We start from the raw sequence: 21,388 nt of genomic DNA, 5'->3' as shown, positions 1-21,388 counted from the left end.
GTGGAAAATCATCTTTACAGAGAATAAAATAGCAACAAAAGCGTTGGTTATATAAACAAAACTATATTATGGGGTTATTTGATTTTATGACAGTGGAAATAGCTATGGATTTAGGAACAGCTAATACTTTAATAATCTACGACGGAAAAATTGTTGTGGATAGTCCATCTATTGTGGCAAGGGATATTAGAAATGGGAAAATTATTGCCGTAGGTAAAGAAGCGAGTTTAATGCAAGGAAAGACACACGAGAATATTAAAACTATCCGCCCTCTTAAAGACGGGGTAATTGCAGATTTTGATGCATCAGAGAAAATGATTAGCTGGTTTATAAAAAACATACCTGAGTTAAAGAAGAGTTTTTTTACGCCTGCACTCCGAATGGTAGTATGCATTCCAAGTGGTATTACTGAAGTAGAAATGAGAGCGGTAAAAGAATCCTGTGAAAGAGTAAATGGAAAAGAAGTATTTTTAGTTCATGAGCCTATGGCTGCTGCAATTGGAATTGGTTTAGATGTGATGCAACCACAAGGGCATATCATTGTTGATATTGGGGGTGGAACCACAGAAATTGCGGTTATTGCCCTGGGAGGAATAATTTGTGACAAATCTATCAAAATTGCCGGAGATGTTTTTACCAATGACATCTTGTATTTTATGAGAACGCATCATAATTTATATATTGGTGAAGCCACGGCTGAGCAGATAAAAATAGATGTAGGTGCTGCCATGGAGGAACTGGAGTTTCCGCCTAATGATTTACTGGTTCGTGGAAGGGATTTGCTTACCGGAAAACCTAAAGAGATCCGAATTACCTCCAGAGAGATTGCAAAGGCTTTAGATAAATCAATATTAAGAATTGAAGACGCGATCATGGTAACGCTTTCCTTAACACCACCAGAACTGGCTGCAGATATTTACAATACAGGTTTGTATCTGGCAGGTGGGGGAGCAATGCTGCGTGGTCTTGATAAAAGAATATCAACAAAAACAGATCTTCCGGTTTATATTGCAGAAGATCCGTTACGAGCTGTCGTAAGGGGGACTGGTATTGTTTTAAAAAATATAGCTAAATATAGAACAGTATTGATAACATAGTTTCCTTTTATCAGTTGATTTTAAAGTCAGCCTGTAAATAAATGGTCACTAGAAGGAAAACATTAATAAAAAACAGGAAGTCACAATTACTGCGGCTTCCTGTTTTTATCTCTCTATTATCTGAAATTTTTCAATTTATAGTGTATATAAAAGAAGGTACTTTTTTGGCACTGTTAATTTCTAATGTAGAAAAATACCGCTACTCTTATTTACGATTCGAAATTAATACGGAAAAAATGTTACTTCACCTGTAGTAATATCGTGTGATCCCCCAACAATTCCAATTTCACCCTTTTCAATCATTTCTTTTAAGATAGGACTGCGTTCCATTATTGATTTAACGGTACGTTTAACATTAATGATTGAAACATTCTCTACAAAAGCAGCATTACCTGAATTGCGGTTTTCTTTAGTCTCGTTCTCATCATCAACTGCTGGTCTTATTTTTGTCAGCAACGCTGTCAGATTACCCATTTCAACGTGATCGCAGGCACCTTTTACAGCGCCGCATTTTGTATGGCCCAGTACTACAATAATTTTTGACCCTGCCACTTTACAGCCAAATTCCATACTGCCTAAAATATCCTCATTGATAATATTTCCGGCAATACGCACACTGAAAATATCACCAAGTCCCTGGTCAAAAATTAATTCGGCAGATGTTCGGCTGTCTATACAGCTAAGAATTACAGCAAAAGGATGCTGCCCATCTGAAGTTTCATTGGCCTGCTGTAAAAGATTACGGTTTATTTTCAGGTTGCTTACAAATCTCTGGTTTCCTTCCTTTAAAAGCTCTAAAGCTTTGGAAGGAGTTATAGCGGCCTGCATTTCTTTCGTTAACGTTTTCATTTGTGATTGGTTTTAATGTTTATGATAAATAAAATTTTTCCGGCTGTAGCGGTTTAGGTATTTCCGATTCTTTTAATAACTCTTTAATATTGATTTCAATTGTTCTTGCTATTGCTGTCATAGGAGTATCAGTGGGGCGATTTCTAAAAGGATCCTGCATATGGGTAGCTGATCTTTCCAAAAGAAAAAACATTGTTGAGATAGTCAAAAGCAGGGGAATTTCAAAATAACTTTTTATATCCCGCAGTGCAATAGAAAGCGTGACAATAAAGATGTAGATAAAAAAGTGCAGAAATATGCGATAAGTTACAGGAAAAATAGTGTTTTTAATACGCTCAGCCATTCCCATAGCATTTGAAAAATTGACTAAGGTATTATTTAATTGAATTTGTGAGAAGATGCTCATCGATTTTTTTTCTTTCAATTCTAATATTTGAAGGGTATTTAACTGTAATAATGCCAGAGGTTTATTGCTTTGTTTTGCTATTTCTTCTATGTCTTTATCAGAGATAAAATTCTCTAAATTCTCAATCGCGTCAAGGCCGCGAAGGCTCTGTCCCAGACTATAGCACCATGCAATATGCCTAAAAGCAATTTCTCTAATTTCATTTTGATTTTCTTTGGCTACAAAAGACTGTAGCTGCAGTACAAAACTTCGGCTGTCATTTACAATGCTTCCCCATATTTTTCGGGCTTCCCACCAACGATCGTAGGACTGACTGAGTTTAAATGAAAGAATAACAGAAATGGCTGTTCCAATAAATGCAGGCACTGTAATGGGCATTACCGGAATAATATTTTCAAATTGAGTAGTAAGATAATGAACTAAAGTGCCAATAATTAATACATATAAAATTTCATGTTTTACCTTATTAAAAAGATAGGAAACCGGGATTTTAGTATTGATCAGCATATATCTATATTTGAATTGGTACACAAAAATAATAAAAACTATGTTCAATAATAGTAATACTATTATAAATAGTTGTTAAATATTTTTAAAGATACAGTTACTATTAAATTATAAATGTTTCTTATATTTGCTGAAACGATAATGAATATGGAATTTCAAGTAAAATTTGATATAAACGAAAAGATATTCCTGCGAAATCCTGAAAGCAGTGAATTAGGTAAATTAATGGTGAAAAAATCTATTGACCTGATTTATGATCTTGGTTTTGAACAATTTACCTTTAAGAAACTGGCCATAGAAATAAACAGTACCGAGGCTACTATTTACAGGTATTTTGAGAATAAGCACCGTCTTCTGCTCTATATTTTAAACTGGTATTGGTCTTATATGGAATTTTTAGTGACCTTTAAATTAGAAAACATAATTGATAAAAAAGAAAGGCTAAATATAATTGTCGGCTTACTTACTCACGAATTCCCGGAAAGTACCAGTCAATTTGACTACAACAAAAAGCTGCTCAATCAAATTGTTATTGCAGAAAGCAGTAAAGTATATTTGGTCAAAGAAGTTGCAGAAATCAATAAAGATGAGGTATTCAAACCCTACAAAGACTTATGCGGAAAGATAGCAGAAGTTATCTCAGAATATAATTCACGATATAAATATCCAAGATCGTTAAGCACTACTTTGATTGAGACTTCTCATCAACAGCAATATTTTAGTGTCAATTTACCAAAACTTACCGACGTCTCCTCACAGGTAAACTCGGAATTTACCAGTCAATTTATTAAAGATTTTTTATTTAAAGTTTTGGATTAGCTAATGACAGTAGCATTTCATTCTTATGATCAAAATATACTTACCCAAGGCTGCATCTCAAATGTGAAATACTCTAAAAGCAAACAAAATTGCCTCTTGTGAGATATGTCTATATTTTTGACTGATTAGTCCATCTCCTGCATCTTCATTACTGATAATTTTATCCCTCAATTAAAAAGTTAATTTATTTCATAGATGAAATCTTTCATCATAAATAATTCTATAGAAATCTATCGCACGCCAACATTTTAGTGAATGATAATTTAAAGACTAAAGCTGTAGGAATGATAGATTAATTTTAGACAATAAGAGAAATTTTGTTTGGTTTGTTTTTAAAGGGGAGATTCATTTCTGATAGTCTCCCTATTTTTTTGTTTGTATAAACCGAACGGCAAACGGTAAAGTGTATAATTAATAAGTATAAAATATATGAAAAGAGGAAGTATGAAAAATAAAAGATCTAATTCCCTAAAAGCTAATATTGTTTTTTTTGTGCTGTTATTTTTTGTTGTGCCGCACGGGTATAGTAAAAATGAAGAAAATACAAAAAGCTCCATGGCTGTATTAGAGAGACTGATTGGCGATCGGGCAAAAGAGTTTGATTTACTTATTATTGAAAACAAAGATCAAAACAATTCGGATTCGTTTGAAATAGAAACAATCGGAAACAGAGTAAAAATTACCGCAACATCGAATTCTTCAATTTGTTATGCAGCTTATACCTTTCTTAGAGATATTGGAGCCGTTTCAGTTAGTTGGGAAGGAAACAGAATCGATTTGCCTAAGACATGGCCAAAATATTCAAAAAGACAATCTACACCTTTTAAATACAGAAAATATCTAAATGCCTGTACGTTCGGATATACAACCCCTTGGTGGGATTGGAAGCGTTGGGAACAAGAAATAGACTGGATGGCGCTTCACGGTATAAATCTGCCTACTGCAATGGAAGGACAAGAAGCAGTTTGGCAGTTATTATGGAAAGAATACGGCTTAACTAACAGTGAGTTAGAAGCACATTTTGCAGGACCTGCATTTTTGCCCTGGCAAAGAATGGGAAATATAAACAGTCTCGAAGGTCCACTGCCCCAGGGCTGGATTAATAAAAAAGAAGCGGTTCAGAAAAATATCATACAAAGAATGAAAGCATTGGATATGTATTCGGTAGTGCCCGCTTTTAGTGGTTATGTGCCAAAAGCATTTGCAGCGAAACATCCGGAATCTAAAATAAGTGAATTAAAATCCTGGTCCGGAGGCGGTTTTGAAAGTACGTATTTATTAGACTCCAAAGATCCATTATTTAAAGAGATAGGAAAACGATTTATAGAAATCTACATTAAATTATATGGCAAGTCGGATTTTTATTTAGCCGATTCTTTTAATGAAATAACACCGCCTGTATCTGAAGAACATAAATATGAAGAACTTTCAGATTATGGAAAAACAATATTTGAAACCATTAACGAAGCTGCACCTGGAGCAACATGGGTGATGCAGGGATGGCTTTTTGGGGACAATAAAGAGTTTTGGACCAAAGAAGCTACAAGTGCTTTTCTTAGTAAAGTGCCTAATGACAGAATGATCATTCAGGATTATGCCAATGATCGATATAAAGTTTGGGAAAATCAGGAAGCTTTTTACGGAAAACAATGGACGTATGGTTATGTACATAATTATGGAGGCTCTAATCCTGTTTATGGAGATTTGAATTTTTATAAAAATGAACTTACCGGTTTATTAAAGAACCCGAATAAAGGGAATCTTATAGGTTATGGTGTAATGCCGGAAGGTTTAAACAATAATTCGATCGTTTACGAATATCTTTATGATCTTCCGTGGACACAAGGAGAGGAATCTGTAAATGACTGGCTAAAAAAATATCTTAATGCCCGATACGGAGGAAATACTGCTGATCCTGTTTTTCAGGCCTGGCAATTATTAATTAAGTCGGTTTACAGTACCAGATATTGGGAAACGCGCTGGTGGGAAGACAAGGCCGGAGCATATTTGTTTTTTAAGAGACCAACTTTAAAAATTACAGAATTTAAAGGAAATCCCGGAGATAAAGTTGTCTTAAAAGAAGCTTTGGATATTTTCAAAAAGGAAAGTAAAAATTTCGATAAAAAAAATCTTTACCATTATGATGTATTAGAGACTTCAAGACATTATTATTCGCTTTGCATCGATGATCTATTAATAGAATGCGTGAAAGCATATGAAATAAATGACATAAAAAAAGGCGATGCATTATTTAAAGAAATAGAAAAAACTGCTTTGGATATAGATAAGATGCTTTCCGGAGAAGCTTTGAATGATTTGAATTACTGGATAAAATCTGCTTCAGATTATGGAAGTACTCCTGAAGAATCAAAATTATATGTAAAAAATGCAAAAACGCTGATCACGCTTTGGGGCGGAGAAGGCCATCTGAATGATTATGCGTCCAGATCCTGGCGAGGAATGTATAAAGGTTTTTATTGGCCAAGATGGAAAATGTTTCTTCAGGCATTAAAAACAGCAAAAGTGAATAAAACACCATTTGCAGAATCAAATGAAAATGAATTAATAAAACAATGGGAAATAAATTGGTGCGATAGAAACTAAATGGCTTACGGGCATTAATGTATAGCTCAATGAAGGAAATAAGGGGAGGGTAAATTTATAGTTTGAATTTACCCTCCTTTTATTTTGTCAGGATATATTGATTTTTAATTCATAAATAAAATAAAATAAAATTCTGAAGGCCTTATTCTCATTGAGTTTATTAAAAAAATCCATGTTTGTGAATAACCTGTCCATTTCTTAACAATTCATTAATACTATTTTCGCTAGACTATTTAACCAATTTAACTAAAAACAATATGGAAAAACTTAAGCTTTTATTACTAGCCTTTTTTCTAGGTCTCTCAATTAATTCCTGGGCACAAAAAACTGAAATTACAGGTGTCATTGTAGATGATAAGAGTATGCCGTTACCTGCAGCCAATGTGCTCGAAAGTGGGACTTCGAATAATATCGTGACAGATTTTGATGGAAAATTCAAAATAAATGTTTCAAACAAAAACGCTACCCTGATCATTTCTTTTATGGGATTTGATGACCAGCGTCTTAAACTGGATGGCGTTAAAACCAATTATACTATTAAACTGGCTTCTAGTTCTACGAATTTAGAGCAGGTTGTCGTAGTAGGTTACGGAAAAGGATCTCGTAAAAACCTGACCACTGCTGTTACTTCTGTAAAGGCTGAACAATTAAATAATGGAGTTATTGCTGATGTGGGACAATTGCTGCAAGGTAAAGTTGCAGGTTTAAATGTTTCTACCAGTGGTGACCCTACTAAAGGTTCGTCGGTAGTTTTACGTGGGGCGTCTACATTAAATAGTTCTCAGGGACCGTTTTATGTTGTAGATGGTATTCCGGGTGTTGATATTTCTATTATTGCTCCTGAGGATATTGTTACGATTGATGTTTTGAAAGATGCCGCGGCAACTGCTATTTATGGTAACCGTGCTGCAAATGGAGTTATTATGGTAACTACAAAAAGAGGAAGTAAAGACAAAACCCAGATTAGCTACAGTAATTATTTTGGATTTGAGAATGTTTCAAACCAACTTGATATGATGAATGCAAGCCAGCTGAGAGAATTTACAACCAAAAACAATTTAAGCTTTACTCCTGAAAATGATAAAGGAGCAGATACAGACTGGCAAAAAGAAATTCTTAGAGGCGGAGCAGCATCAAGCAGTCATAACCTTTCAATGAGTGGTGGTGGCGAACATGGCAATTATTTTGCAAGTATATCTGCCCTGAACAAAGAAGGTGTTTTAATGGGCAGTGATTTTTCAAGAATAATTGCACACTTGGCCGTTGAGCAATTTGCTTTTGACGATAAATTGAAAATTGGGTTGAATGTAACCAACTCTAACAGTAAATATGCAAATGTACCACAACGTAATACTGTACTTTTACAATCAGTGAGTCACCTTCCGGTTTCTCCTGTAAGAAATCCGGATGGATCTTTTTTCGAAAATTTCATTCAGACAAGTTACTTTAATCCTGTAGCCTTAATTGAGCACGGAGACGATGATACAAAAACAAATAATTTTGTTGGAAGTATTACTGCCGAATTAAAACTTCCTTATGGATTCTCTTATAACTTAAATGTATCGTATCAGCAATTAAATACATTACATGGTGAGTTTTATGACAGCTATTATCAAAAATACAATAGTGCCACTTTCTACAACAACCCAGATCCACCTCTGACAAAAACATTAGTGAATTTTGGTGTAAACGGATCAGCATTAAGAAACTCTTATCAAAATACCAATACTATTGTAGAGAGCTTTTTAAACTGGGACAGAACTTTTGGTGATCATAAAATCAAGGCAGTTGTTGGTTATTCATGGCAGGAAGATGTTTTAGGTGATGGATTCCAGGCTACAGCAACAAATTTCCCTGTAGATAATGTGAGTTATAATAACCTTGCTTTAAGCAACTATACATCTGTTAATGGGTATGTTGTCAATTTTGGAGACAGCAGAGCTTATCAGAAAAAACGTCTGATCTCTGAATTTGCACGTTTAAACTACAATTACAAAGACAAGTACCTTTTGCAGGGAACCATCAGAAGAGATGGAGGTTCTGTATTTGGAACAAACAATCAATGGGGTTATTTCCCTTCAGTAGGTGGAGCATGGAGAATTGACAAAGAAGGTTTCATGCAAGGCCAAAAGATTTTTGATGATTTGAAATTTCGTGCAAGTTACGGGCAAACCGGTAACTCTTCAGGATTTAATGCTTACACGGCTCAATTTATTTCAGGAAGTTTGGGAACATTCTATTATAACGGACAACAAATTGGAGCTTACGGACCAAATCAGGCCGCAAATCCTGATTTGAAATGGGAAAAAACTTCTACAGCTAATATTGGAATTGATTTTACAATATTAAAAGGAAAAGTATCTGCTTCTGTGGATGTGTATGACAAGAAAACAACTGATATGATTTTCAATTATGCTGTAAATCCGGTACTTGTACCAGTGGGAACAATTGTAGCCAATGGAGGTAATATGTCGAACAAAGGTATTGAAGCATCTTTGAACATAAATGCAATCAGAACGAAAAATTTCAGCTGGACAACCAATATAAACGGTTCGCACAACAAGAATGAAATCACTAAATTAAGAAATCCATTATTTATTGGCGGAGATTCAATTAGAAGAGTTCAGCCTGATGGTGGAGGACAAACAGGAAGTACATTGCAAATTTTTAAAGAAGGAAAACCTCTTGGACAGTTTTTTACACTTAAATATGCAGGAAAAAATGCAAGTGGTGTTTCTCAGTATGTTGCAAAAGACGGAAGTTTAACTACTACGCCGGCAATTGGTACAGATTACCATTATGCAGGAAGTGCACAGCCTAAGTTTATGTTAGGATGGGATAATAATTTCACTTATAAGAAATTTGATTTAAATATCTTTTTCAGAGGTGTATTTGGAAATAAAATTTTCAACGCTACCCGTGCAGATTTGTTCAGGCCAGCTACGGCAATGACCTCAAATATTCTTGTCGATGCGGCAGATGAATCACCAAACGATTTGAATGCTTATAAGTACTCGACGCGTTTTATAGAAGATGGAAGTTATCTTAGATTGGACAACCTTACTTTAGGTTATGATTTTGGTAAAGTGGGCAGGTACATTAAAAAAGTACGTATCTACGAAACAATGAATAATCTGTTTGTAATCACTAATTATTCAGGAATTGATCCGGAAGTAGAACAAGGCGGAACAGCACCTGGTGTAGACTCCAATAACTTCTATCCTAAAACCAGAACATTCTTGTTTGGTGTAAACGTGGTATTCTAAAATTAAATTCTAAAAAATTATGAAAAATATATTAAACTATTTAGGACTTCCAATATTGATGGTTGGTTTATTATGGTCTTGTGAGGATCTTGATGTGCCTATTACAACGCAGCTTACACCAGATGTATTTCCTCAGAATTCAACACAATATATACAAACAGCAGGTCCGGTATATGCCGCTTTTCGAGGTGAATTTTCATTTTCTTACTGGTTTACACAATCATTAAGTACAGATGAATCAATAATGCCGGCAAGAGGAGGTAACTGGTACGATAATCAAGGGTATAGAATGATGCATTACCATGACTGGACACCAGATAACGGGAATGTTTCAAGTCTTTGGGACTGGTCGTCAAAGGTGATAGGAACCAGCAATCAGGCTATTTCTATTTTAGATAAAACAATGCCTGTTGGTGCTGAAAAAGCGACTATGATTGCGGAGTTAAAAACGATGCGTGCCATCTCGTATTTCATTATGTTGGACAACTACGGAAATGTACCTTTAGATACCGTTTACGGGGATTTTTCTGCTCATGCTAAATCGGACAGAAAAGACGTTTTTAATTTTGTTGAAAAAGAATTGAAGAAAGCCCTGCCTAATTTAAATCCGGCAGCTGGAATTACAACTTATGGCAGGCCAAATAAACAAACAGCAAACGCATTGCTTGCTAAATTGTATTTAAATGCAGAAATATATACAGGAACACCTCGTTACAATGATTGTATCGCAGCCTGTGACGGAGTTATTAGTTCAGGTTTATATGCTATTGAGCCAAGAACTACTTATCTTCAAATGTTTTATCCGAATAACGGACCGCAAATGAAAGAGTTTATTTTTGCAGTTCCTTACGATCCTACAGCAGCAACAGTAGGATTTAATGGTCAGATGTATCATTCACGTTATGATGTTCCGCGTTCTGAAAGAGCCAAGTTTGGTCTTGCTTTTACGCCTAGTGCTCCAAGAAGTACCTTGCCTGAATTTTACGCTTATTTTGACGATCCAAACGATATTCGTAACAGACAATGGCTGACAGGTTTACAATTTATGAATGATGGTGTTACTCCGGTAAGGGTAAGCACAACCAAAAAAGGATATGATCAGTTTTATACCGGAGCAGATGGTGGAGCTGCCTATACGTATCAGGTAAATTTAACGCCAGATATCGTGCTTCGTCAGAATGTTAATTTATTTGACTGTGGTAATGATGAAATTGCCTGGAACATGGGATACAGAAATATCAAATTTTATCCTGATGCTACTTCAACAAGCCGTAATCAAAATAACGATGTACCTTATTTACGTTATTCAGATGTTCTGCTGATGAAAGCAGAAGCAATTCTTCGCGGAGGCGCTTCGACTTTAGGACAATCTCCTCTTGCATTAGTAAACATGGTTCGTTCTAATCGTTCTACTTCTGCTGCCTGGAGCGGTGTAACCTTAGAAGAACTTTATAAAGAAAGATCTCGTGAATTTGTTCATGAAGCATGGCATAGAAACGATATGATTCGATTTGGTAAATTCGAAGGCAAATGGGGATTCAAAACAAATGCCGATACTTATCGTCGTACTTTCCCAATTCCAACAAATGCTTTGGTTTTAAATCCGGCACTAACTCAAAATGATGGGTACTAGGTTAAATCAAAGTATAGATTAAAATAAGTTTCCACTTTACAAAGGGGAAGAAGATTTAAAAATTCTTCTCCTTGTTTTTCTTAAAAGGCATTCCTTCCAACTCATTTTTGAAAGGGACCTTACAATACTTTACTTTTTGTTTTTTGAATGTATGACAAAGCTTAATTAATGAAGTTAAGAATGTCGGGAAATTAAGCTTTGCAACATTCATATTAAATTGATTTTGAATACAGATATCAATTCCGATTAAAATATACTGGAATTTATCATAAAGAAATAGGCAGCCCTCAATACAAATAGAATAAATGAAACTGGATAAAATTTATAAAATTAGCCGTATCGGAATAAGTTTTTTTCTTATTTTTTTAGTGTCCTGTAAAACCGAAAAAAATATTTCTGTAAAAAAGAAATCATTTGTAGATATGGTTTATCCGCAACTTGATACTGAAAATTCACGATGGTTTTTCTTTTCATCGGCAAGCCGTCCGTTTGGTATGGTCAATTTAAGTCCGGATACAGAAATCAACGGCGATTGGGGAGGTGGATATAAATATACAACAGATACAGTAAAAGGTTTCAGCCACATTCATGAATGGCAGATGTCAGGCGTATCTCTAATGCCTGTAACTATTTCACAGGAAAATAAAAAAGATATTTTTAACCATTTTTATTCTAAATTCAATCATCAAACTGAAATAATAACTCCGGGTTATCACTCACTTATACTAGAAAGATATCAAATTAAAACAGAATTGACGAGCACAAAAAGAGTAGGTTTTCATAGGTATACTTTTCCGGCTAATGCTCAAAAAGCCATTCTTTTTAATTTAAATACAATCTTAGGGCCTTGTGACAATACCAATGGAGTATTAGAAAAAAATAACGATTACGAACTCTCAGGATCATTAATATTAAGCACTAATTTTAGACGTCCCAAACCTTTGACCGTCTTTTTTAAAATTAAGCTTAATGCGCCAATTGCTTCAATAGAACATGATAATACAACAAACAATTATCTGGTTAATTTAGGCCAATTTGATAAAAAGGTATTAATGAAGGTGGGTATTTCGTATACCTCCGTCGAAAATGCTACACTTAATATTCAGGATGAATTACCACATTGGGATTTTGATAAAATAATAACAGAATCAAAAAACGAATGGAATAATCTGCTGGGAAGAATTGAAGTTGAAGGCGGAACAGAAACAGATCAAAGACGTTTTTACACCGATCTTTGGCATGCTTTGCAGGGCAGAAAAATGATTAGTGATGCAAATGGTGCATATCCTGATAATACCGGAGAAAAATTCAGAATAGGACAGCTGCCACTAAACGCAGACGGAAAACCTAAATTTAATCAATACAATTCAGATTCATTTTGGGGTGCGCAATGGACAATCAACACGCTTTGGGGACTTGTTTATCCTGAAATTATGGGTGATTTTGTACAGTCTTTAATGCAGTATTATAAAGATGGTGGAATGATTCCGCGTGGTCCTTCCGGAGGTAATGATACTTTTGTGATGACCGGGGCTTCGACTACACCTTTCATTATAAGTGCTATTCAAAAAGGAATCATAACAGAAGATTTAGAAACGATTTACACAGCAGTCAAAAAGAACCATATGCTAAATGGTATTATGGGAAAGGCAGGATACGAACATAATTCAGACAGCGGAGGCGGATTAAAATATTATATAGATAATGGTTTTGTTCCTTATCCAATTCCTGAAGGTGAATTTGGAAGTCATCAGGACGGAGCCAGCCAAACCTTAGAGTATGCCTATCAGGATTGGACTTTGGCGCAGTTGGCTAAAAAGTTAAATCATCAGGAAGATTATAATTATTTTATAGCCCGATCTAAAAATTATCAAAATATTTTTGACAAAACACTGGGCTGGATGCGTCCTAAAAATGCTAGTGGAAAATGGCTTGAAAATTTTGATCCGTATAAATATGAAAATGGATTTATAGAATCGAATGGAGCACAATCGACATGGTTTGTGCCTCATGATATTGATGGATTAGTAGATTTGATGGGAGGAAAAGAAAAAGCCACAGCAAAATTAAATGCACAATTTGAAACGGCCCAAAAACTAAAATTTACTTCGGGTACATCGCATGATGCTGAACTGCATCCTGAATTCAGCCGTATTCCGATCAATTTTGGAAATCAGCCTTCGATACAAACTTCCTTTATTTTTAATTTCTTAGGAAGACCAGATTTAACACAATATTGGACGAGAAATGTAGTAAAAGAAACTTTTAGCGGATTAGCCCCAAACACAGGTTACAATGGAGATGAGGATCAGGGATTAATGGGAAGCCTGAATGTCCTGCTTAAAATTGGTTTGTTTCAAATGAATGGTGGTACAGATCAAAATCCGCAATATCAAATAGGAAGTCCGTTGTTTAGTAAAGTCTCAATTCAGTTAAATCCAGATTATTATAAAGGTAAAAAGTTCATTATTAATACCAAAAATAATAATGGGGATACTATTTATATTAATGGATTAAAATTCAATAATATACCTGTTAAGGATTTCAATATTTCTCATCAGGAGATTACAGGTGGTGGAGAATTAATTTTAGAAATGTCAAATACACCAAAGTACTAATGTGTTAGAATTTAAAATAGCATATCTAATTGTGTAATTTTTAATACATAGAAATATAGCTAGTAATTGCAAAAAGGCGTTTCACTCAAAATTGATTACTTAGGAATATGCATAAAAATTTTGATTTGCCAAGAAACGCCTTAATTTTTTAAATCTATGTTCTGCTACGATGTAAAATACCTGCTAAATAATAAAATAAGAAATGAAAATAAATAGTAAGGCTCTCATTTTTTTAGGAATAGCATTATTTGCCATTAAAAATAATGCTCAAAGTCAGCTTCATCAATATGTAGATCCCATGATAGGATCAGAAGGAGTTGGAAGGGTTTTTATTGGCCCTTCGTGCCCTTATGGGATGGTAAAGCCAAGTCCGGATTGTACCGTAAGCCCAAATAGCGGCTGGCTGCCATTACCAAAAGAAGTTACAGGATTTAGTCAGGTTCATGTTAGTGGTACCGGTGGAGGCCCTAAATACGGAAATATTCAGATCATGCCTTTTTCCGGAACTTTGGATAAATTAGATCAGACTTCGTACAGGGCAGAGGAAAATGTAAAGCTTGGATATTATGAAACTGTTTTCAAAGGGAATAATATTAAAACCGAAATAACAACTGCAGAAAAGGCAGCCTTTTACCGTATTACCTATCCTAAAAATACCTCTAAAGATCTAAAAATTGATCCCGGTTTTTTCCTGGGAGAAGGACCAAAACCAGACGGAAGAGAAGAGCAGCAATTTGTTGGTTCTCAAATAGAAATTGTTTCAGATACTGAAGTTCGCGGCTATAGCAGAATAAGGGGCGGATGGAACAACGGACGTGCTTATACCGTTTATTTTTGGGCTGTTTTTGATCAGCCAATTGCAAAATATGTAACGTGGAAAGATGGAAAATTTTACAGCAATCAAAAAGCTCAGTTTGATTCCGGAAAAAAAACGGCAGCACTGCTTTCGTTTGGTAAAGATGGAAAACAGGAAGTAAATATTAAAATTGGAATCTCTTTTTTAAGTGAATTAAAAGCAAAAAACAATATCGAAGTAGAAATTCCACATTGGAACTTTAATACCGTTTTAGTGGAATTAGAAACAAAATGGGAACAATTATTAAGCCGCATTAAACTTTCAGAAGATACCTCTGATTCCTATAAAAAGATGTTCTACACAGGTTTGTATCATACCATGATTATGCCTGTCGACAGAACAGGAGAAAATCCGTTATGGACTAACGACGAACCCTATTATGATGATTTTTATTGTATTTGGGATACTTTCAGGAGTTCCAGTCCACTTATCACTTTAATAGATTCTCAACGTCAGGTCGAAATTGTCAATGCTTTATTAAATATATACAAACGTGAAGGTTATTTGCCGGAAGGAAGAAGCGGTAATGATAACGGACGCACACAAGGAGGTTCTAATGCTTCTGTTGTGCTTGCTGATGCTTTTGTGAAAAATCTAAAAGGAATAGATTATGAATTGGCTTTGCAGGCCATGCTTAAAGATGCCACCGTGCCACCCGGAGGAAACGAAGAAAAAGAGGGCAGAGGCGGATTAATGGACTATCTGCGATTAGGGTATGTTCCTTATGGAATTGATCGTGCCGGAAACAGAACCATTGATTATTCGTATAACGATTATAATATTGCAACTGTAGCCAAAGGTTTGAACCATCCGGATCTTTATAACCAATACATAAAACAAGCAGACAGCTGGCAAAATTTATGGCGTTCAGATTATCAAAATAATGGCTCTACCGGATTTATCATGCCAAAAGATGCCTCTGGAAAATGGCTGGATGATGTGGTTTTTGGGGAATCAAAAATTCAGAAACCGACATTCAAATATACACCGGTTATTATTGAATCTCCCTGGTATGTATGCCATTGGTGCGTGTTTTTTTACGAAGGAAATTCCTGGGAATATTCTTTAAGTATTCCGCATGATGTTCCTGAACTTGTTCGCAAATCAGGAGGTGAAGCTGCTTTTAAAACCAGACTGGACACTTTTTTTGATACTAAGTTGTATAATGTAGCAAACGAGCCATCCTTTTTAACACCTTGTTTGTATCACTGGATTGGGAAACCTTATTTAAGCAGCGACAGAATTCGAACTATTATAAAAGAGAATTTCAATACTTCGCACGAAGGTCTTCCAGGTAATGATGATTCTGGTGCGATGTCTTCGTGGCTGGCGTTTCATATGATGGGATTGTATCCTAATGCCGGTCAGCCGTATTATTTATTGAATACACCATTAATCACGGAAACGACCATACAGTTAGAGAACGGGAAGCATTTTAAGATCACGGCGAAAAAAATGAGTGATAAAAATAAATATATCAAATCGGCTTTGTTAGATGGAAAACCGTATAACAAAGCCTGGATTTTACACGATGATATTGCTAAAGGTGGCGAATTGATTTTCGAAATGGATTCAAAACCTTCGGCTTGGGGAACAACTATTTTACCACCAACAAAATAAATAAGAAGCAGATGAAAAATACAATTTTAACTCTTATTTTGTGTGCAATGTATCAGGTAGGAATAGCACAAAACTATATTCCATCCATTAAAAACAATACCGTATTACATTATATCTGTAAACTGCATGGTCAAACCAGAACTTTAACGCTGACCACAAAAATAGCGACGGATAAACTTGTTTTAGATTTAGATACCAGAGGTGTAAAAAGCAGTATTGTAACCACAGCTGAAGGATTGAAAAATGGAAATGAGTTAAGTTTTAACCAGGGAGAATATGCACCCATTTTGAACCTGAAACCTACAGAAACTTTTTTTATGATTTCACAGTCGGCTTATCAGGATTTATTAAAAAACAAGAAGTTTATTTATAATAATACAACTTATGTATTAGATGAAAATACCACTACAAACAAGGTTGATCTGGAAGGAAAATTACTGGATACCCTGCACGTAGTCGCCCAAATTGATGAAACAGAAATGTGGATCGTAAAAAATCCTACTTATCCTTTAATCTGTAAAATAACCAAAAATCCATTAGGAATAAATTTCACATTAGTAAAAATTGTGGAAGGAGAAAAATAAATATTTTGTTAGTTTTCTGATTGGCCTGACGGGTTTTTAAAATCTGTCAGGTTTTTGTTGAATTTCAAAAGTTTTGAATGTAGATCTAGGTTAGATTGAATAAAAGATACAGTATGAAAAATCAAATCAGCCGTGGCGAATTTATCAGATTATCCGGACTGACATTAGCGGGAGCATTAGTTAGTGATGTTATTTTTGCAAATGATCTGTTAGTAAACAATACTACTTCACAGGAAGATATTCAATTGATGAAAAAGCTCATTTTAAGTAATGATGCTAAAGTTAAAACGATATTGAATAATCCTTTAGATTCCAATATAAAACGCAGTAGTTTTCGGTTCATAGCAAATAATATTTTAGTTTTAACGGCTTCGGTATGTAATTCCGGATCAGAATATTATAAATCTAAAAATGTAACAGAAAGACTGAACCAATTCACAGATATTCTGCTTAAGGAACAATATGGAGACGGTACATTAGATGCAGGCGGCAACAGACAATCACCTCCTGACACAGCTTTTATACTGGAATATATTTGCCCGGCAACAGCAATTTTAAATGCAGATAAAAAAACAGATACAGCAGTATTAAGAGATAAACTGAAAAAGTTCATTTTAAATGCCGGCAAAGCCATGGTAACAGGCGGTGTACACACTCCAAATCACAGATGGGTGGTTTGCGCTGCTTTGGCCAGCATAAACGATCTGTATCCCGATCCGGCTTACGTAAAAAGAATTGATGAATGGCTGGCAGAAGGTATTGATTGTAACGAAGACGGACATTATTCTGAAAGAAGCGGTATTTATTCTGCCGTAATTGATAAAGCTTTAATTACAGTTGGCCGACTATTAAACAGGCCAAAATTGCTTGATATTGTCTCTAAAAACCTAACTGCCTATTTTTATCACACAGAACCAAACGGTGATTTAATTACACTGGATTCCAGAAGACAAGATCAGTTCATGAATCTAAAAGTGACTAAGTTTTATCTTCAGTACAGGTTTATGGCGATTTATACCAATAATTCCATGTTTGCCTACATGGTAAATACTATTGAAAATCTGCCGGAATTTAGTAATGATATTTTATCAGATTCATTGGGTTTTTTTATGGAAAGCAGTACCCTAAGAAAGCCAATTCCTGTTGAAGGAAAAGGGATAAATGATTTCGAAAAGTTTTTTGCAATTTCAAATCTGGCAAGAATTAAACGGGGCAAAACTTCTGTAACCCTTTTTGGCGGTAATGACCAGCCAGTACAGATTGTTTCCGGAAGATCTTCAAATCCTAATTTTCTAACTTACAGAAAAGGAAATGCCATATTGAAATACATGCGCTTGTCTACTTCTTTTTTTAGAATGGGATATTTTAGTAGTGAAGGGATCGTTAAAGAAGGAAATAAATATATTTTGACAGAAACAAAAGAAGCAGATTATTACCAGCCTTTAGCAGAAAAATTTCGCAAAGCCGATGGAGATTATACATTATCTGAATCGCCGGATACAAGATTTTGGAACAAAATGGAATTTGGTTCAAGAACAAAGAGCAATGTTAAAAAGCTGAAAACAAGTATAGAAATCACGGAAGAAAATGGAGCATTAAGTTTAGATTTTAAAGTGGATGGCCCTCCAAATGTTGAGGTGACTATCGAAATGTGCTTTAATGAAGGAAGTACTATTACCGGAACAGTACAAGACGATAAAAAGAATTACTTCCTAAAATCCGGATTTGGAGAACTAGCTGCTGCAGGCGATAGCATACAATTTGGTCCCGGAAAATGCGAACATTTTAATGTAGAAAATCTCGATAGTGAAGAATATACCTATCATCAGGGAAGTCTGCGAACAAGCGGAGAACATGTTTATATAACAGGATTTACACCATTTCATCACAAAATGACGATATCTTAATGATAAAATTTTTGTGTATTGTTAAAAGGTTAGTTTAAATTTACGGAAATTAAACTTAAACTATTAATACCGTAAATTATGAAATTATCATTTATCGCCTCTTTGCTGTTTTGTTTTACCTGTCTGGCACAAAATAATACGGATACAAGTTTGTATATGAAGTCTGATAAAATTACTTATCTGACAGATATTGGCTCAGAAACAGGAGATTTATACAAAACAATTGGGCATCACGGACCTGCAATTGAGAACGAATGGATGGCATTGCGAATCTATTTTAGTGATAAAGTGGCTATCGACGTTTATTCAAAAGCAAAACCAGGCTTAGAATTGAAAAAAGCGAATTGGTACCCTACGGCAGAACAACAAAAAGAAGGTTGGGGAGCAGATTATTATAAAGTGGCATCAACTGTAGGTTTAGGTGGTGTAAAACTTTGGGACGGAGAAAAAGTAGTTCCCTTGAATCCTGTAACGAATCGTTTGGCGCGTGTTGGAAAAACAGATACCACTTCATGGATGGAAATGATTTCCAAAGGTGTTCCTTACAAAGGAAAAAAAGTAGATATCTTAGTTCGTGTAACCGTATTTTCAGGAAAAAGAGAAGCACAGGTAGAAGCTGTTTCTTTAAGTGGAGAAAAAGTACAATTTGTTACCGGAGTAAATTATTTTAAAGATTTTGAAACTAAAAAAGGTGCTAATTATATCGCTGTATGGGGGAAACATCCTGAAGACGTAGCAGCAGAAGTTGTCGGAATTGGAGCAGCAATACTATATAATCCAAAAGATTATGTAAAAAATACGGATGATGGAACACAATATTTGTTAATCTCAAAACCAACTAAAAATTTAGAAACAAAAATCATATCTTCAAGTGCAAGAGAAGAAGAACTAAATACTTTGGATAAATTAGAAGCTTACATAAAAAAGTAAGATTATCTGAAATTAAGGAGCAGTTTTAGTTTAATATATTTTTGTTTGAAATTGTAAAATTGTAAAATAAAATGTCAAAAATTAAACTAAAACTGTTTTTTACAACCTTATTGGTCAGTCTTTTTTTATTTGGTTTTAAATGTCAGTCACAAAAAATAATCAAATCTCAAAAGGACTTTTTAATTACTGATTATGGTTCAAAAGCAGACGGAAAAACGATTAATACAATCGCTATTCAAAAAGCAATTGATGCTGCTTTTAAAAATAAAGGAGGCCGGGTAGTTTTTCCTAAAGGCAATTTCTTGTCCGGAAGTATTATTTTGAAAAGCAACGTAACCTTATATTTTGAAGAAGAATCGGTTTTATTGGGAAGTACAAATCCTAAAGATTATTTAAATATGGCTTTTGATGGAAGACCCATTTCGCCAAAAAAGGATGACAACTCCCAGATGGCCTTAATTTTAGCACATAAGGCAAATAACATTGCAATTAAGGGAAAAGGAACAATTGACGGTCAGGGTTTAAAACTGGCGTTAAATATTGATAGTCTTCATCATGCCGGTGTTTCCATAGATCCAAAATATAGCATTCGCAGGAACAGGCCTAATGAAACCATGAGACCCAAATTGTTTCGCTTTTCTCAATGCGATACCGTTTTAGTCGAAGGGTTAAAGGCAGGGGAAGCATCTTGTTGGGGATTGTCCTTTGAGTTATGCACGAATCTTACGCTGGATAATCTGATCATAGTGAACCGTTCTTATTGGAACAACGATGGAATAGATATTACGGATTGCAAAAATGTCAAGGTTGTCAATTGCGACATAAATTCTGCAGATGACGGAATTTGTTTAAAATCATATTATTCCGGATATTATAATGATAGTGTTTACATTGCAAATTGTACCATTAGGTCCAGCGCCAGCGCCATAAAATTTGGAACTGCCTCTGTTGGTGGATTTAAAAATGTGATTATTAAAGATATTAAAGTTTATGACACATTTCGATCTGCAATTGCCATAGAATCTGTGGATGGCGGTTTTATCGAAAATATTGACGTTTCAAATATTCAGGCCATCAATACAGGAAATGCCATTTTTATACGTTTGGGACAGCGAAGCGGGGATAAACCCGGAAGCATAAAAAATGTAAGTATAAAAAACATAAAAGTTCAGGTGCCTTTTGGTCGTCCGGACAGTAATTATGACTTAAGAGGTCCGGAAGTTGATTTTTTTCATAACCCTTTTCCCTCCTCAATTGTTGGCTTGGAAGGTTATACTGTTGAAAATGTAGTTCTGGAAAATATTGAAATAAATTACCCGGGAAGAGCCTCAAAAGGAATGGCATATATTCCGTTAAACCGATTGAATCAAGTCCCTGAAGCAGTTAAGGATTATCCTGAATTTTCTATGTTTGGAGAATTGCCGGCCTATGGTTTTTATGTGAGACATGTCAACGGAATTAGCATGAAGAATATCAAACTAACATTGGATGATTCCGACTTTAGGCCTGCATTTGTATTTGATGATGTTCAAAACTTAAAACTGGAAGCCATAGATATTCCTAAAGAAATGCAAAAACAACTTGTCTTTAAGGATGTAATTTCATCAACATTAGAAGATCAATTATTAGGACAAAAGATAGAAATTAAGAGCAAGTAATGATTATCTTTTTTTAAAACTTTAGAGGAAAAAT

13 protein-coding genes are annotated in these 21,388 nt (G+C 34.8%); 11 read left to right on the top strand and 2 right to left on the bottom strand.

Features of this window, described 5'->3' with window-relative positions; genetic code table 11:
- Positions 1-68: 68 nt before the first annotated feature.
- Positions 69-1,097 (top strand): rod shape-determining protein, encoded by a 1,029-nt coding sequence (locus tag IHE43_RS15710; protein WP_192184772.1) that lies wholly within the window; start codon positions 69-71, stop codon positions 1,095-1,097.
- 222 nt (positions 1,098-1,319) lie between these two features.
- On the opposite strand, the gene IHE43_RS15705 is transcribed toward IHE43_RS15710, so the two are convergent.
- Both IHE43_RS15705 and IHE43_RS15700 read right to left on the bottom strand, forming a co-directional pair.
- A complete protein-coding gene (locus IHE43_RS15705; RefSeq protein ID WP_192184771.1) occupies positions 1,320-1,946 on the bottom strand; it encodes a carbonic anhydrase family protein in 627 nt (208 codons plus the stop codon).
- A gap of 19 nt (positions 1,947-1,965) precedes the next feature.
- Positions 1,966-2,859: a bestrophin family protein gene (locus IHE43_RS15700; RefSeq protein ID WP_192184770.1), complete on the bottom strand. Its 894-nt coding sequence runs from the start codon at positions 2,857-2,859 to the stop codon at positions 1,966-1,968.
- 147 nt (positions 2,860-3,006) lie between these two features.
- Here IHE43_RS15700 and IHE43_RS15695 point away from each other — a divergent pair, with 147 nt between their 5' ends.
- From IHE43_RS15695 to IHE43_RS15650, 10 genes are all read left to right on the top strand, one after another.
- A complete protein-coding gene (locus IHE43_RS15695) occupies positions 3,007-3,678 on the top strand; it encodes a TetR/AcrR family transcriptional regulator (RefSeq protein WP_192184769.1) in 672 nt (223 codons plus the stop codon).
- Positions 3,679-4,122: 444 nt separating this feature from the next.
- Entirely contained in the window at positions 4,123-6,282 is a 2,160-nt protein-coding gene (locus tag IHE43_RS15690; protein WP_225585145.1) for an alpha-N-acetylglucosaminidase, read from the top strand.
- Positions 6,283-6,539: 257 nt separating this feature from the next.
- Positions 6,540-9,548, top strand: coding sequence for a TonB-dependent receptor (locus tag IHE43_RS15685; protein WP_192184767.1), 3,009 nt, complete (start codon positions 6,540-6,542; stop codon positions 9,546-9,548).
- Positions 9,549-9,567: 19 nt separating this feature from the next.
- Positions 9,568-11,181, top strand: a complete 1,614-nt coding sequence (locus tag IHE43_RS15680) for a RagB/SusD family nutrient uptake outer membrane protein (protein ID WP_192184766.1) — start codon at positions 9,568-9,570, stop codon at positions 11,179-11,181.
- A gap of 305 nt (positions 11,182-11,486) precedes the next feature.
- Positions 11,487-13,799 carry a GH92 family glycosyl hydrolase gene (locus IHE43_RS15675; RefSeq protein WP_192184765.1) on the top strand — a complete coding sequence of 771 codons (2,313 nt, stop codon included), beginning with the start codon at positions 11,487-11,489 and terminating at the stop codon, positions 13,797-13,799.
- A gap of 202 nt (positions 13,800-14,001) precedes the next feature.
- Positions 14,002-16,275, top strand: coding sequence for a GH92 family glycosyl hydrolase (locus IHE43_RS15670; RefSeq protein WP_192184764.1), 2,274 nt, complete (start codon positions 14,002-14,004; stop codon positions 16,273-16,275).
- A gap of 11 nt (positions 16,276-16,286) precedes the next feature.
- On the top strand, positions 16,287-16,859 hold the full coding sequence (locus IHE43_RS15665) for a hypothetical protein (protein ID WP_192184763.1): 573 nt from the start codon (positions 16,287-16,289) through the stop codon (positions 16,857-16,859).
- A gap of 113 nt (positions 16,860-16,972) precedes the next feature.
- Positions 16,973-18,766, top strand: a complete 1,794-nt coding sequence (locus IHE43_RS15660) for a hypothetical protein (RefSeq protein WP_192184762.1) — start codon at positions 16,973-16,975, stop codon at positions 18,764-18,766.
- Between the two features lie 78 nt (positions 18,767-18,844).
- Positions 18,845-19,696 (top strand): DUF4861 family protein, encoded by an 852-nt coding sequence (locus IHE43_RS15655; RefSeq protein ID WP_192184761.1) that lies wholly within the window; start codon positions 18,845-18,847, stop codon positions 19,694-19,696.
- 71 nt (positions 19,697-19,767) lie between these two features.
- Positions 19,768-21,354: a glycoside hydrolase family 28 protein gene (locus IHE43_RS15650; protein WP_192184760.1), complete on the top strand. Its 1,587-nt coding sequence runs from the start codon at positions 19,768-19,770 to the stop codon at positions 21,352-21,354.
- The last annotated feature ends 34 nt before the right edge of the window (positions 21,355-21,388 follow it).

The sequence above is a fragment of the Flavobacterium sp. MDT1-60 genome (genome assembly GCF_014844035.1).
Lineage (GTDB): Bacteria > Bacteroidota > Bacteroidia > Flavobacteriales > Flavobacteriaceae > Flavobacterium.
This window is presented reverse-complemented; position numbering and strand designations above follow the sequence as displayed.

Coding starts and splice junctions, on each gene's coding strand:
- IHE43_RS15695 (WP_192184769.1), top strand. CDS start 3,007: ATGGAATTTCAAGTAAAATTTGATATAAACGAAAAGATATTCCTGCGA.
- IHE43_RS15660 (WP_192184762.1), top strand. CDS start 16,973: ATGAAAAATCAAATCAGCCGTGGCGAATTTATCAGATTATCCGGACTG.
- IHE43_RS15655 (WP_192184761.1), top strand. CDS start 18,845: ATGAAATTATCATTTATCGCCTCTTTGCTGTTTTGTTTTACCTGTCTG.
- IHE43_RS15650 (WP_192184760.1), top strand. CDS start 19,768: ATGTCAAAAATTAAACTAAAACTGTTTTTTACAACCTTATTGGTCAGT.
- IHE43_RS15700 (WP_192184770.1), bottom strand. CDS start 2,859: ATGCTGATCAATACTAAAATCCCGGTTTCCTATCTTTTTAATAAGGTA.
- IHE43_RS15705 (WP_192184771.1), bottom strand. CDS start 1,946: ATGAAAACGTTAACGAAAGAAATGCAGGCCGCTATAACTCCTTCCAAA.
- IHE43_RS15680 (WP_192184766.1), top strand. CDS start 9,568: ATGAAAAATATATTAAACTATTTAGGACTTCCAATATTGATGGTTGGT.
- IHE43_RS15665 (WP_192184763.1), top strand. CDS start 16,287: ATGAAAAATACAATTTTAACTCTTATTTTGTGTGCAATGTATCAGGTA.
- IHE43_RS15685 (WP_192184767.1), top strand. CDS start 6,540: ATGGAAAAACTTAAGCTTTTATTACTAGCCTTTTTTCTAGGTCTCTCA.
- IHE43_RS15710 (WP_192184772.1), top strand. CDS start 69: ATGGGGTTATTTGATTTTATGACAGTGGAAATAGCTATGGATTTAGGA.
- IHE43_RS15690 (WP_225585145.1), top strand. CDS start 4,123: ATGAAAAATAAAAGATCTAATTCCCTAAAAGCTAATATTGTTTTTTTT.
- IHE43_RS15670 (WP_192184764.1), top strand. CDS start 14,002: ATGAAAATAAATAGTAAGGCTCTCATTTTTTTAGGAATAGCATTATTT.
- IHE43_RS15675 (WP_192184765.1), top strand. CDS start 11,487: ATGAAACTGGATAAAATTTATAAAATTAGCCGTATCGGAATAAGTTTT.